The 12987-nt window shown below is 62.9% G+C and carries 12 protein-coding genes; 7 read left to right on the top strand and 5 right to left on the bottom strand.

Annotation, left to right across the window (positions count from 1 at the left end):
* Nucleotides 1-22 precede the first annotated feature (22 nt).
* The 3 genes from HXS66_RS05495 to HXS66_RS05485 form a co-directional block, all read right to left on the bottom strand.
* Nucleotides 23-922, bottom strand: coding sequence for a LysR family transcriptional regulator (locus tag HXS66_RS05495; protein ID WP_043333112.1), 900 nt, complete (start codon nt 920-922; stop codon nt 23-25).
* A gap of 435 nt (nt 923-1357) precedes the next feature.
* Nucleotides 1358-2410 carry a magnesium/cobalt transporter CorA gene (gene corA / locus HXS66_RS05490; protein WP_084209312.1) on the bottom strand — a complete coding sequence of 351 codons (1053 nt, stop codon included), beginning with the start codon at nt 2408-2410 and terminating at the stop codon, nt 1358-1360.
* Nucleotides 2411-3208: 798 nt separating this feature from the next.
* Nucleotides 3209-3763, bottom strand: a complete 555-nt coding sequence (locus HXS66_RS05485) for a carboxymuconolactone decarboxylase family protein (protein WP_077379203.1) — start codon at nt 3761-3763, stop codon at nt 3209-3211.
* A 273-nt stretch (nt 3764-4036) separates the two neighbouring features.
* Between HXS66_RS05485 and HXS66_RS05480 the strand changes: the two genes are divergently transcribed.
* The 3 genes from HXS66_RS05480 to HXS66_RS05470 all read left to right on the top strand — a co-directional run bounded on the left by HXS66_RS05480 (nt 4037) and on the right by HXS66_RS05470 (nt 7748).
* On the top strand, nt 4037-4654 hold the full coding sequence (locus HXS66_RS05480; RefSeq protein ID WP_084209314.1) for a TetR/AcrR family transcriptional regulator: 618 nt from the start codon (nt 4037-4039) through the stop codon (nt 4652-4654).
* Between the two features lie 148 nt (nt 4655-4802).
* The gene (gene dusA / locus HXS66_RS05475; RefSeq protein ID WP_176503032.1) at nt 4803-5810 is read left to right on the top strand and encodes a tRNA dihydrouridine(20/20a) synthase DusA; all 1008 of its coding nucleotides are present in this window, start codon (nt 4803-4805) and stop codon (nt 5808-5810) included.
* Between the two features lie 540 nt (nt 5811-6350).
* Nucleotides 6351-7748, top strand: coding sequence for a peptide MFS transporter (locus HXS66_RS05470; RefSeq protein ID WP_176503031.1), 1398 nt, complete (start codon nt 6351-6353; stop codon nt 7746-7748).
* A 144-nt stretch (nt 7749-7892) separates the two neighbouring features.
* Here the strand turns inward: HXS66_RS05470 and HXS66_RS05465 are convergent, their stop codons facing one another.
* The gene (locus HXS66_RS05465; RefSeq protein WP_077379197.1) at nt 7893-8918 is read right to left on the bottom strand and encodes a succinylglutamate desuccinylase/aspartoacylase family protein; all 1026 of its coding nucleotides are present in this window, start codon (nt 8916-8918) and stop codon (nt 7893-7895) included.
* Between the two features lie 310 nt (nt 8919-9228).
* Here HXS66_RS05465 and HXS66_RS05460 point away from each other — a divergent pair, with 310 nt between their 5' ends.
* The 4 genes from HXS66_RS05460 to HXS66_RS05445 all read left to right on the top strand — a co-directional run bounded on the left by HXS66_RS05460 (nt 9229) and on the right by HXS66_RS05445 (nt 11704).
* A complete protein-coding gene (locus HXS66_RS05460) occupies nt 9229-9999 on the top strand; it encodes a sulfite exporter TauE/SafE family protein (RefSeq protein ID WP_254696411.1) in 771 nt (256 codons plus the stop codon).
* A 100-nt stretch (nt 10000-10099) separates the two neighbouring features.
* On the top strand, nt 10100-10441 hold the full coding sequence (locus HXS66_RS05455; protein ID WP_136939013.1) for a DOPA 4,5-dioxygenase family protein: 342 nt from the start codon (nt 10100-10102) through the stop codon (nt 10439-10441).
* A gap of 73 nt (nt 10442-10514) precedes the next feature.
* Nucleotides 10515-11006, top strand: a complete 492-nt coding sequence (locus HXS66_RS05450) for a CreA family protein (RefSeq protein WP_077379193.1) — start codon at nt 10515-10517, stop codon at nt 11004-11006.
* A 206-nt stretch (nt 11007-11212) separates the two neighbouring features.
* Nucleotides 11213-11704 carry a pyridoxamine 5'-phosphate oxidase family protein gene (locus tag HXS66_RS05445; RefSeq protein ID WP_084209317.1) on the top strand — a complete coding sequence of 164 codons (492 nt, stop codon included), beginning with the start codon at nt 11213-11215 and terminating at the stop codon, nt 11702-11704.
* A gap of 197 nt (nt 11705-11901) precedes the next feature.
* Here HXS66_RS05445 and adhP read toward each other — a convergent pair whose 3' ends face one another.
* The gene (gene adhP, locus HXS66_RS05440; RefSeq protein ID WP_169477233.1) at nt 11902-12930 is read right to left on the bottom strand and encodes an alcohol dehydrogenase AdhP; all 1029 of its coding nucleotides are present in this window, start codon (nt 12928-12930) and stop codon (nt 11902-11904) included.
* Between the last annotated feature and the right edge of the window lie 57 nt (nt 12931-12987).

Genomic DNA, 12987 nt, shown 5'->3' with positions numbered 1-12987 from the left:
GCGAGAGAGGCTGCGGGGGCGATCAGAGCTGCAGATGCTCCTGAAACCATTCGGTGATGAAGTCCAGATAGGCACGCGTCTTGTCGGGCAGGTACTTGCGCGAGCGGAACAGCACCACCATCGAGCCGTGCTCATTCCAGTAGGGCTGCAGCAACGGCACCAGCTCACCGCTTTCCACTGCTGCACGCGCAGAAAAGGTCGGCAGATAGGCGAGACCGAAACCGGCCTTGGCCGCCTCCACCACGCCGAGCAGATTGTTGATCACCAGCCGCGACTCCGGCTCCACATCGAAGGGCTGCCCGTTGAGCGTGAAGCGCCAGTGGGCACCCAGATCGTAATTGCCGTAGAAGATGGTATCGAAGGCGCGGATGTCCTGCGGCTGCACCGGCGGGGCATTGACGCGCGCCAGATAATCCGGTGCCGCATACAGGCCATAGACCACCTTGCACAGTGGCCGCGAGACCATCGAGGAATCCGGCAACGGCCCCATGCGAATCGCCAGATCCACCGACTCATCGATGGGCTCGAAGCGCTGATCCTCCAGCAGGATCTCGACGCTGACATCCGGATAACGGCGCATGAAGGCGGTGGTCGGGGCGGCCAGATACATGAAGCCGAACGACACCTGCGCCGAGACCTTGAGCTGGCCCATCGGCTGGGAGGTGACGGACTGTACCCGCGCCTCGGCGGATTCCAGCTCCTCGCGGATGCGCAGCCCGTGCTCGTAATAGATGCGCCCCGCCTCGGTGAGGTGCAGCTTGCGGGTCGAGCGATTGATCAGACTCACCCCCAGCTGCTCCTCCAGTGCCGCCACGCGCTTGGACGCCAGCGACTTGGAAATTCCCAGGCGTCTCGCGGCGGCCGTGAAGCTCGCCGCTCGTACCACCTCGACGAAGACCCGCAGGGCATCAAGCGTCGCCATCCCATACTCCAGAGTTGATTCAGCTCCAGACGCCCATTGACGAGCGTCCTGCGTGACCACGCGAACATGTTTCCATATTGGAAACCCTAGTTTTCGATTGTACGCGCTTATTCTCCAAAGCGCGTCGCCCTATACTGGGCACCTCGAACATGCGGGAGCAGACGCGTCGCGGCATCGACCGTCTGCTCCCGGACTAGACCGTGAAGCGTCTGGCCTGCGTGGCGCAGTCAGGCGATTCAGGTTCGCGCTCAGGTAGTTGCACTGCTCATCCCACCGGGTCCCGGTGACTGGTCTGCATGGCGACACCCGCACGCGCGGTTTCGCCGTCGGCCCATCCCGGGCCTCGGTGGCGATCTTCAGTGTAGTAATGCAAGCTATTTGCGCGCCTGGCCGTCTCACGACGCCAGGCGCTTTTTTTTGCCTTTGATCAGCGACTTACAACCATTTCTTCCACTTGAAGAACAAGTAGGTCGAGAGAGCCGATGCCCCCATCAGGCACAGCGCGAAGGGATAGCCCCAGTCCTTGTCCAGCTCCGGCATCCAGTGGAAGTTCATGCCGTAGATGCTGGCGATCAGGGTCGGCGGCATGAACACCACTGCCGCGACCGAGAAGATCTTGATGATGCGGCTCTGGTCGAGGTTGGTGAAACCGATCGAGGCATCCAGCAGGAAGTTGACCTTCTCGAAGATGAAGGTGGTGTGCGGATTGAGCGAATCCACATCGCGCAGCATGTCGCGAATTTCCTGACGCCGAGCCTTGTGATGCGGCTCGGCGGGCAGATGGCGCGTCAGCTGACGCAACAGCCGCTGACTGTCCAGCAGGGCCTGGCGCACCTTGTCGTTGTAGCGCTCCTGCAGCAGGATGCCATGCAGGGTGTCCTCCAGCGATTCAGGATGCACCGCCTGCTTGCCCAGTACCTCCAGCGCGCGATAGATGTCCTCGATCTCATCCGCCAGGTAATCGACCTTCATCGCCAGCAATGCCAGCAGCACGTCCCAGCCATCCTGGGGACTAAGGCGCTGGCGACGCAGATGATTGCGGAACAGCCGCAACAGCCCGATCTCCTCGTGACGCATGCTGATCAGCTGCCGCCCGTGCAGATGGAAGGCGACGTTGGCGGTCTGCGGTTCGCGCCCCCTGCGATGGGGAAACAGCGAGACGACATGGATGCCATCGCCGGCCAGATAGAATCGCGAGGACGACTCGATCTCCTCGAGCTCCTCGATCTTCGGCAGCTCCACGCTGAACTGCTCGCTCACCCAGCGCTGCTCGGCCTCATCGGGCTGGCAGAGGTCGATCCACAGCACATCGCCACGCACCAGTACCGGAGGTGCCAGCTCATCACTGGCCAGCCGCTCGGCATGCAGGGCGCTGGCCTGCTCATGGCTGTCGGCGAGCTGCGGCGCCTCGCCGTCGGACATGTCGGGCAGCACGATCTGCTCGCCACGCAGGCGCCCGTCTTCATGAAGGCGATAGAGGGTAATCATGCACGGTCCCGTGTGAATGACCTGAAGGAAGGGCCATTCTAGACGAGATACCGAGAGTGCGGGGCCTGACAGAGGCAGGAGAAAGGCGCGACAGACGCTGACAGCCGTGACACCGCCAAGAAAAAGGGCGACTCGAAGAGTCGCCCGAAGACCGTGACTAGCTTGATGAGGAGAAACCTGAACAGGGGCCTGACTCCGCTGTTCTGGCCATCGCGTTCCATGGCGGGAAGCGATGACCCAAGATTATGCCCTGACGGATCGCCCGTCAATACCAATGAGAATTATTTTCATTAACCATTGAGACAGCGTTTATCTCACCATCACGGCTGGCCTCCATCGATGAGCTGACGTATCATGCCGCCAGAATATCAAGGTCGTGACTGGCCTGATGAGACGCCCGCCTCGGACCTGACATCCACACTCTGGCGGGCACGAAGCACCGCTCGACTCGCAAGCCTTCCTCCCTGTCATTGGCAGAGGGAAAGCGAATGACTCGAGAAGCGCTTCCGGACGCCTCCCTCGTGCAAGCGAAGGAGGCGTCTTTTTTTGCGCATGAAAAAAGCGGCTCACCCGTGAGGGGAGCCGCTGGCAAGGACCGTAAAACGTCTGATGAGAAGCCTCCCGGAAAGGGGCCTGACTCCACTGACCGGGGCACCGCTGCCCATGGCGGGGAAGCGATGGCCCCAGATTAGGTCGCGAGCACGCGTCCGTCAACACTAATGAGAAATATTTTCATTAAGATTGAGTGACGGCGCGCTTCACCCCTCTCGCAGGTCATGCATCATCCGTTCTGCGGCTTCATCCTTGCTTGTGCCATTCAAACTTCTTGAACGGCTCGTCGATCGGCGTCTCGGCCAAGTGATTGGTGTAGTTGCTCATCACCTTCTGGGACAGGCCAAGAACCACTTCCAGCACGTTGCGCTTGGTGTAGCCGGCATCGAGGAAGGTCTGCACGGTGGCGTCATCGACGAAACCACGCTCACGCACCACGGCCAGCGTGAAGGTGCGCAGGGCTTCCAGGCGCTCGGTCGGCAGCGGCGTCTCGTTGCGCAGCGCCTCGGTGATGGCGTCATCCACCTTCATCGCCTTGGCGATACCGGTGTGTGCCGGCACGCAATAGTGACAGTTGTGCTCGACATTGATGGTCTGCCACACCACGGTGGTCTCTTCATCATTGAAGCTGCTGTCGAGGAACAGCTGGTGCAGTACCTGATAGCCTTCCAGCAGGCCCGGCGCCTCTGCCATCACGGCGTGCAGACCCGGCACCATGCCGAAGGCCTTGACGGACTTGTCGAGCAGCGGCTTGCTGTCCTGCGGGGCGGTATCGGCAGTGTGCAGCGTGAAATCGGTCATGATGACTCCTTCAATATGATGGACGAGATGAGCGCAATGGCAGGGCTGGGGAGGCGTCGTGAACGTCGTCGCTACCCACGATGATGAGCAATTGCTCAAAAAAAGACCTGCTCATGCGCTTCACTACGTTGTCGTGGGACACACTAGCTGGATTTGAGCGGTCATTCAAGTTAAAATTGAGTACTCACTCAATATATTGCTCCTCGGGATCAGCCTCCCCTCCACACTGTGTGGAGTCAGGCGACACTCGCGAGCCCCATCGTCAGGACAGCCATGCCACGCGCGACCTTGCACAACCGCCAGGACTCCCTCGACCGGGCGCTGAATCTCTTCTGGCAGAAGGGCTTTCATGCCACTTCGCTGAAGGACATCGAGCGCGCGCTCGACATGCGTCCCGGCAGCATCTACGCCACCTTCGGCAGCAAGGATGGCCTCTTCCAGGAAGCGCTGGAGTGCTACTCCGCGCGCAGCCTGCGCGAGATGGAAAGTCTGATGGCCAGCCACGACTCGCCCTTGACCGCCCTCGCCGCCTACATTCGCAAGCTCGGCGGACTACGTGACAGCGAAGTCCCGTCACGCGCCTGCATGCTGGCCAAGAGCCTGCTGGAACTCGGTGAGCGCGAACAGGCCGCCCGCGACAAGGTCGAGACACTGCTCGCCGGCATGGAAGCCCGCTTCCGCCAGGCCTTCGCGGACGCCCGCGACGCCGGTGAACTCGTCGACCCCGAGCGCCCCGCTCACCAGCCGGAACGCCTCGGTCGCCGCCTCCAGGCAGAAGTCATGGGCCTGCGCGCCTACGCCCAGCGTGAAGGCGAAAGCGACGCGGTCCGCCAGCTCGCCGAAGACATCGCCCAGGATATCGAGGCGCTGAAGGTCAACAACACGCATTGAGCCATGAGCGGAGCAATGGCTCGCGGCTCCCTCTGACTCGGCGCTTCGCCTCACATGCTGCTAGAATCACCGCCCGCTTGTCTCGACAGCGCCAGCACCTGATGCTCCGATCCCTGCTCCCACACCAGCCGATATGACTGCCATGCCAATGACACCGATTGACCGCACCTTCTCCGTCGCGCCGATGATGGAATGGACGACCCGTGACTACCGCGCCTTCGCGCGCGTGTTGAGCCGTCGTACGCTGCTGTACACGGAGATGGTGACCACCGGGGCATTGCTGTTCAATCCGGACCGCGAGCGCTTCCTCGGTCACGACGAGACGGAGCACCCGCTGGCGTTGCAGCTGGGCGGCAGCGACCCGCAGGCGCTGGCCGAGTGTGCGGCGATCGCCGAGAGCTGGGGCTATGACGAGGTGAACCTGAATGTCGGCTGCCCGAGCGATCGCGTGCAGAACAACATGATCGGTGCCTGTCTGATGGGCCATCCGGAGCTGGTGGCCAAATGCGTGGCGGCGATGCAGGCGCAGGTGAAGATTCCGGTGACGGTGAAGTGCCGCATCGGGATCGATGATCAGGATGAGGACGCCGATCTCGAGCGCTTCATCACCACCGTGGCCGATGCCGGCTGCGAGACCTTCAGCGTGCATGCGCGCAAGGCGTGGCTGCAGGGCCTGTCGCCGAAGGAGAACCGCGATGTGCCGCCGCTGAACTACGGCCGCGTGCACCGTCTCAAGCAGGCGCACCCGTCCTTGCATATCGGCATCAACGGCGGCCTCAAGCAGATGGATGAGCTGCACGCGCAGCTGGAGCATGTCGACAGCGTGATGGTCGGCCGTGAGGCGTACCACAACCCCTGGTTGCTGGCGACGGTGGACAGCGAGCTGTACGGCGAGGCCGAGAACCCGCACACCAGCCGCCACGATGCGCTGCGTGCCTTCCGCCCCTACATCGAGAAGCGTCTCGCCGAGGGCGTGCGCCTCAATCACATCAGCCGCCATCTGCTGGGGCTGTTCCAGGGACAGCCGGGCGGCCGCCAGTTCCGCCGCCATGTCTCCGAGAACGCCCACAAGCCGGGTGCGGGCATCGAGGTGATCGATGACGCCATGGCCCGCGTGCCGGAGCACAGGCCCGAGACACAGGTCGAACAGGCCTGATCCGGCAGCCTCTGCCCCTTTCCTCAGGAACGCAGCATTTCCAGAAGACCGTCCACTGACACCCGGCCCATGTGCCGGGTGTCGTCGTTCTGGCGTTCTCATGTTCTCAACATCCCCAACGATCCGTCGATCCGTCGATCCGTCGATCCGTCGATCCGTCGATCCGTCGATCCGTCGATCCGTCGATCCGTCGATCCGTCGATCCGTCGATCCAGCGACCGGCAGCCCCTATCGGGAAAGGCGCGATGACAGAACATTCACGGATGCCGAAACACGCAACCCTGCGTCGCTGTATAAGCTGATAACTCCTTTAATACCAATGACATGCATGACTTTCGTTTGATTGTCTGACAAGGGCGTCTCGCGCAGAATGACTGACCATGCGGACAACAACAGGTCACGTCATCGTCACGTCGTGCTGACGTGTTGACGGCCATACAACGGCTCCGTCACCGGCTTCCCCCACAGACCTGTGGACCGGTCCATGCAGTCCCCCATCACGGACTGCGCTGCTCATGCTGACACATCCTTCGAGGTTCCATGTCCACATCCTCCCCCTCCGGAGCCAACAGCCGTGAGCTGTTCGGGCACCCGGCCGGACTCTATCTGCTGTTCTCCACGGAACTGTGGGAACGCTTCTCCTACTACGCCATGCGCGCCCTGCTGGTGCTCTATCTCACCGATGCCGTCACCAGCGGCGGGCTGGGCTGGAATCAGGGCGATGCCCTGAAGCTGTATGGCATCTTCACGGGGCTGGTATACATCACGCCGATGTTCGGCGGCGCACTGGCGGACAACTGGCTGGGCGCACGCCGCGCGATTCTGATCGGGGGTCTGATCATGGCGGCCGGCCAGTTCGTGCTGGCCGTGCCACCGGACATGAGTGGTCTGGATGCCGAGATGCTGCTGTACGTCGGTCTCGGCCTGCTGATCGTCGGCAACGGCCTGTTCAAGCCCAACATCTCGACGATGGTCGGCGATCTCTATCCACAGGGCGATCACCGTCGTGATGGCGCCTTCACCATCTTCTACATGGGCATCAACCTCGGTGCGCTGCTGTCAGGTATCGTCGCGGGCTCCATGGCCGAAGGCTATGGCTGGAACGCCGGCTTCCTGGTGGCGGGTATCGGCATGCTGCTGGCGGTCGCCATCCAGCTGATCTTCGCGCCTCGCCATCTGGGCGAGCTCGGCGTGGAGCCCAGCGCCAGACGCGAGGCTCGCCTGAGCAAGAGGAGCACCAACAGGACACCGCTGAGCCGCGAGGAGCGCGATCGCATCAAGGTCATCCTGGTGCTGGGCCTGTTCACCATCCTGTTCTGGGCCGGTTTCGAGCAGGGCGGCGGCCTGATGGCACTGTACGCGCAGGACTACACCGACCGCATGCTGATGGGCTTTGAAGTCCCGGCGGCCTGGTTCCAGTCGCTCAACCCGCTGTTCATCATCCTGCTCTCGCCACTGCTGGCGGGACTGTGGACACGCATGAATGACCGCGAGCCCAGCTCACCGGTCAAGTTCGCCTTCGGCCTGATCGCCCTCGGCATCGGCTTCGTGTGCATGATCGGCGCGGTGCTGGAGCAGAAAGCCGCGGGCAGCGCCTCGATGATGTGGCTGGTCGGTGCCTTCTTCTTCCACACCCTGGGCGAGCTGTGCCTGTCGCCGGTGGGCCTGTCGATGGTCACCAAGCTGTCGCCGGTTCGCATGGGCGCGCTGATGATGGGCGCCTGGTTCGCCTTCGTGGCACTGGCCAACTACCTGGCCGGGATGATCGGCTCGCTGGTCGGCGAAGCCGGCGCCATGAGCGTGTTCGGTGGCATCGCCATCACGGGCGTGCTCGGCGGCCTGCTGTTGCTGGTGTTCGCCGGCAAGCTGGTCGACTGGATGCACGGCGCGGAAGCGCGTCATGACGGCCCGCTCGAGAGCCAGACCAGCCACGGCTGATCTCGCAGTCGTCGTCATCTTCACTGCCGACGACGACACGACAGGCTGCTGCAACAACGCAAACGCCCCGCTCATTGAGCGGGGCGTTTGCGTTGTCACTGCCAGCAACAGGGCCATAAAGTGGCCTGAAGTGAAACAAACCGCCTAGATGGAGTCCGGCACGAACAGCTGCTGGAAGTTGTCGACGGCGCTCTCGGCATCGTCGATCGCATGGAAGCGCGCCACGTGATAGAGCGCCTCGCCCTCGTTGGCCAGCGGCAGATTGGCCATGCCGATGATGATGCCATCCGCGGGCGACAGCACCTCGCTTTCGCTGTTGCCGAAGGGGTCGGCGACGATGCCCAGCACCTGATGCTTCTCGACGCGGTCTCCCAGGCCCACGCGGCTCTGGACGATGCCATCGATGGAGGCGCGCGCCCAGCTGGAGCCGTTGGACATCTCCACCGCGCGGGAGCTGGGCTTGCGGTCGCGGTCCTTGGCCAGCATGCCGATGGAGCGCATCACGCGCTTCACGCCGCTGACCCCCGGACGAATCGCCCACTCATCGAAGCGCAGCGCCTCGCCGGCCTCATAGGTGATGACCGGCACGCCACGGCCACTGGCATAGGCGCGCAGGCTGCCTTCACGCAGCTCGGCGTTCAGCAGTACCGGTGCACCGAAGGCATCCGCCATCTGGCGCGTGGCGTCGCTGCCGCTCATGGTGGCGCGAATCTGCGGCAGGTTGGTGCGGTGGATCGCGCCGGTGTGCAGGTCGATGATGTGGGTGGCCTGATCGGCAATCTGCTCACGGAACAGCGCCGCCACCCGCGAGCCCAGCGAACCGCTCTCGCTGCCCGGGAAGCAGCGGTTGAGGTCACGGCGATCCGGCAGGTAGCGCGTGTGCTGCACGAAGCCGAAGACGTTGACGATGGGCACCGCGATCAAGGTGCCGCGCAGCCGCGCGAGGCTGGAACTCTTGAGCAGGCGACGCACGATCTCGACACCGTTGATCTCGTCGCCATGGATGGCACCACACACCAGCAGCACCGGGCCGGGCTGACGGCCATGCACCACCTCGACGGGGATATGCAACGGCGCGTGGGTGTAGAGCTTGGCGACAGGCACATCGACCTGGGCCCGCGTTCCCGGCGCGATGCGGGTACCGCTGATTTCAAATGGAGCGCGTGACATCGCCACCTCAGAGATTGTTCGACCAACGAGCGACAGGCGTCGTGACAGCTCCTGCCAGATCAGGCTGCTCGCCCAGTGTCTCGAAAGAAAACACTGTGCGACATGCGCCTTTTAGCGCATTGGTGCGTCAAGGGAAAGACTTCATTGCAGCGTGTCGGGATGAAGACCGGACAGAATTGTTCAACAATGGCATGACGCCGACGGCGTGACGACACCTGACCACGACATGGCGAGCACGATATGACGGGAGCGACATGGCGAGAATGACACGCCCCGGCCTCGTCCTGACTGCCACTGACAAGAGCTGCCCGTGACCGATCTTCTCGACTCTCTGCTGACCCTGCCCGATTACTCCGCCCTGGCCTGGAGCGTGATCGTCTTCTCGACCTACCTGACCGGCATCTCCAAGGGCGGCTTCGCCGGCGGGTTCGGCTCGCTTTCCGTGCCGCTGATGGCGCTCGCCATCGGTCCGCTGGAAGCGGCTGGCATCCTGCTGCCGCTGTTGATCGTGATGGACTTTCTCAGCGCTCGCGCCTGGTGGGGCAAGCAGCTGTGGTCGGAGGTGCGCATCATCCTGCCCAGCGCCGCCATCGGCATCGCGGTGGGCGTGGTGCTGTTCGATGAGCTGAACGAGAACATGATTCGTGGCTTGCTGGGCGTCATCTCGCTGCTGTTCGCCGCCTACATGCTGTTCAAGCCCACCGCGAGGAATCCGCTGCCGCGCTGGCTGGCCATTCCTGCCGGTGCCACGGCCGGCTTCACCAGTTTCTTCGCCCACGCCGGCGCCCCGCCCTACAACCTGTACATGATTCCGCGTCAGCATCCCAAGGAGACCTTCATCGCCACCACGGTGATCATCTTCGCAGGCATGAATCTGATGAAGCTGGGCCCCTACGTGGCGCTGGGCGAGGTCAACCTCACCAGTCTGTCCACCTCGCTGCTGCTGGTGCCGGTGGCCTGGGCAGGTGTCAGGAGCGGCCTGTGGCTGCAATCCCGCGTCAACGAGAGGCTGTTCTTCCGCCTGATCATCCTCGCGATGGCACTGGTCGGCGTACAGCTGATCTACAAGGCCTGGGGCTGATGTCCGCGCGCCATCACGCCTGGCGACCTCTGCCGCCAGCCAGCATGACCTTCTGGGCCACGCTTTCAGACAGACATTCGAGAATGATCGGGGCAACGCCATGACACCGCAGATCCACTACTACCACGCACATCTCTACTACACCGATGAGCAGAGTCTGGCCGCCGCTCGCGAGCTGGCGGCCCAGGCCGAGCAGCACTTTCCCCTGCGCGTCGGTCGCTTCCATGAGCAGCCGGTAGGCCCGCACCCGCTGTGGAGCTGTCAGCTGTCCTTCGCTCCCGAAGACTTCGGGCGCATCATCCCGTGGCTGGCGCTCAATCGCGGCACGCTGGACATCTTCGTGCATGCCGGCACCGGTGATGATCTCTTCGATCACACCCAGGGCGTGATGTGGCTGGGCAGCTCCCACCCGCTGAATCTGCACGTCTTCGGCGATGAGTGAGGCTCGGACGTCGCCCGACACGCTATCATCGCCTTGCCGCCTTCGCCTTACCCACTGACTCAAGGATGACCCCATGACTCGACTGCGCCGCCTATCCCCTCGTGCCGCCCTGCTGGGCGTGATCGCCTCTGGCCTGCTGCTGGCCGGCTGTGACGACAATGAGGTCGGGGATGTCTCGCTGGGCCTGTTCACCACCAAGGACATCAAGATCGAGAGCCTGATCGACCCCAAGGTGCCGGGCGTGACCTGTCACCTGAGCAACATCGAGGCGAATCTCGATTTCTCCGATCCCTCCGACATGAGCATCGCCTGCCGCCAAACCGGCCCGATCACCCCGGCGATGCTCGCCGACATCGACACCTCCAAGAGTGGCGAGGAGGTCTATCGCAAGTCCAAGAGCGTGCTGCTCAAGAGCCTCAAGATCCGGCGCATTCTGGACCGTGACTCCCAGAGCCTGCTCTACATCGCCTACAGCACCAAGGAAACCAGCGGCAGCTTCAAGCATGCGCTGAGCAGCGTGCCGCTATGGGGCAGCGAGGCCTGGCAGGCTCCCGCGGCGCAGTGAGTCGACTCGGCACCTGAATCAAGCCCTGACTCATCAAGCCCTGACTCATCAAGCCCTGACTCATCAAGCGCTGATTCATCAAGTGCTGACTCATAAAGCGAAAGCTTCACCATCATCCCTTGAAGTTGTGGGGTGTCGCTCCAAGGTCTTGATCAACGGCTAGCCAGTCGGATTTTCATTCGCATGAGGCAAAGGAGTGACACACGATGTCGAGCCCGGAGCACAAGCAGAAGATCTGGAAGCTGATCAAGGATGTGAAGGTCGGCATGTTGGTGACGCAGGGTGACGGCATGCCACATGCCCGCCCGATGCATCTGGTACAGGATGACTACGACGGCACCCTGTGGTTCTTCACGCGAGCCAGTGCCGAGAAGGTGTTTGAAGCAAAGAAGGACAGCGAGGTCTGCCTGAGCTTTTCCGATCAGGATGATGGCGTCTATGTGTCGCTGAGCGGTCATGCCAATCTGCACCGCGATCAGGGCCTGATCGACAAGTTCTGGAATCCGTTCGTGGCCGCCTGGTTCCCGGAAGGCAAGGATGACCCCGATGTCACTCTGCTAGAGGTCAAGGTGCAATCCGGTGAGCACTGGAAGGCCAAGGAGAGCAAGGCGTATCAACTCTATGAGATTGCGCGCGCCAACCTCGACAAGGACCACACCCCGGACATGGGCGAGAACGAGAAATTCGGCACGGTATGAGCAGAAGCCCGAGCTCGTCATGGAGAGCTCGTTGAAGTGCCCGCGTGAGAGTTGACGCACACGGCCATGCCAGACACGACAACGCCAGCCCAAGGGCTGGCGTTGTCGTGTCTGGTCTCCTGCCGCCTGCCGAATCCTGCCGAATCCTGCAGACCTGTCGTCGGTGGAGAGAGTTCAAGTTCAGGACAGCGAACGCCTCAAGACTTCATGTCGAGCACGATGCGCCCCTCGATTTTGCCGTCGATCATGCGCCCGAAGATGTCATTGATATCCTCGAGCCTGCCGGTCTGCACGGTGGCCGCGACCTTGCCTTCCGCGGCGAAGTCCAGCGCCTCCTGCAGGTCCTGACGCGTGCCGACGATGGAGCCACGCACCGTGATGCCGTTGAGCACCGTGGAGAAGATCGGCAGCGGGAAGTCACCCGGCGGCAGGCCGTTGAGCACCAGGGTACCGCCACGGCGCAGCATGTTCTGGGCCTGATCGAAGGCCTTGGGCGATACCGCCGTCACCAGTGCGCCGTGCGCGCCGCCGATCTCGCGCTTGATGACGGCTGCCGGATCTTCCTTCATGGCATTCACGGTCACGGTGGCCCCCAGACGGCGGGCCAGATCCAGCTTGGCATCATCGACATCCACCGCCGCCACGTTCAGGCCCATGGCGCGGGCGTACTGCACCGCCATGTGACCCAACCCGCCGATCCCCGAGATCACCACCCACTGACCGGGGCGAGTGTCGGTCATCTTGAGCCCCTTGTAGACCGTGACCCCGGCGCACAGCACCGGCGCGATCTCCACGAAGCCCACGCTGTCCGGCAGACGCCCCACGTAGCCGGCATCCGCCAGCGTGTACTGGGCAAAGCCGCCATTCACCGAATAGCCGGTGTTCTGCTGGCTCTCGCACAGCGTCTCCCAACCGCCTAGGCAGTGCTCGCAATGGCCACAGGCCGAGTAGAGCCAGGGCACCCCGACCCGGTCGCCTTCCTTGACGTGGGTCACACCCTCGCCCACCGCCGCGATGGTGCCGACGCCCTCATGGCCGGGAATGAACGGCGGGTTGGGCTTCACCGGCCAGTCGCCATGCGCGGCGTGCAGGTCGGTGTGACAGACCCCGGAGGCGGCGACCTCGACCAGAATCTCGCCACGCCCCGGTCGCGGTACCGCGACTTCCTCGATCACCAGCGGTGCACCGAATTCACGTACCACGGCGGCTTTCATGCTGTTATCCATGATGGACTCCTCATTCATTGTCGAAAGACGAACCTTGGAAAGGCGAGCCAGAGATCA

This window comes from Cobetia sp. 5-11-6-3, from assembly GCF_013374055.1.
Lineage (GTDB): Bacteria > Pseudomonadota > Gammaproteobacteria > Pseudomonadales > Halomonadaceae > Cobetia > Cobetia marina.
Note: the sequence above shows the minus strand (reverse complement) of the source record. Positions and strands in the feature narration are given on the sequence as shown.

Excerpts from the sequence above, each read along its gene's own strand:
- HXS66_RS05495 (WP_043333112.1), bottom strand. The coding sequence starts at position 922 with ATGGCGACGCTTGATGCCCTGCGGGTCTTCGTCGAGGTGGTACGAGCG.
- corA (WP_084209312.1), bottom strand. The coding sequence starts at position 2,410 with ATGATTACCCTCTATCGCCTTCATGAAGACGGGCGCCTGCGTGGCGAG.
- HXS66_RS05485 (WP_077379203.1), bottom strand. The coding sequence starts at position 3,763 with ATGACCGATTTCACGCTGCACACTGCCGATACCGCCCCGCAGGACAGC.
- HXS66_RS05480 (WP_084209314.1), top strand. The coding sequence starts at position 4,037 with ATGCCACGCGCGACCTTGCACAACCGCCAGGACTCCCTCGACCGGGCG.
- dusA (WP_176503032.1), top strand. The coding sequence starts at position 4,803 with ATGACACCGATTGACCGCACCTTCTCCGTCGCGCCGATGATGGAATGG.
- HXS66_RS05470 (WP_176503031.1), top strand. The coding sequence starts at position 6,351 with ATGTCCACATCCTCCCCCTCCGGAGCCAACAGCCGTGAGCTGTTCGGG.
- HXS66_RS05465 (WP_077379197.1), bottom strand. The coding sequence starts at position 8,918 with ATGTCACGCGCTCCATTTGAAATCAGCGGTACCCGCATCGCGCCGGGA.
- HXS66_RS05455 (WP_136939013.1), top strand. The coding sequence starts at position 10,100 with ATGACACCGCAGATCCACTACTACCACGCACATCTCTACTACACCGAT.
- HXS66_RS05450 (WP_077379193.1), top strand. The coding sequence starts at position 10,515 with ATGACTCGACTGCGCCGCCTATCCCCTCGTGCCGCCCTGCTGGGCGTG.
- HXS66_RS05445 (WP_084209317.1), top strand. The coding sequence starts at position 11,213 with ATGTCGAGCCCGGAGCACAAGCAGAAGATCTGGAAGCTGATCAAGGAT.
- adhP (WP_169477233.1), bottom strand. The coding sequence starts at position 12,930 with ATGGATAACAGCATGAAAGCCGCCGTGGTACGTGAATTCGGTGCACCG.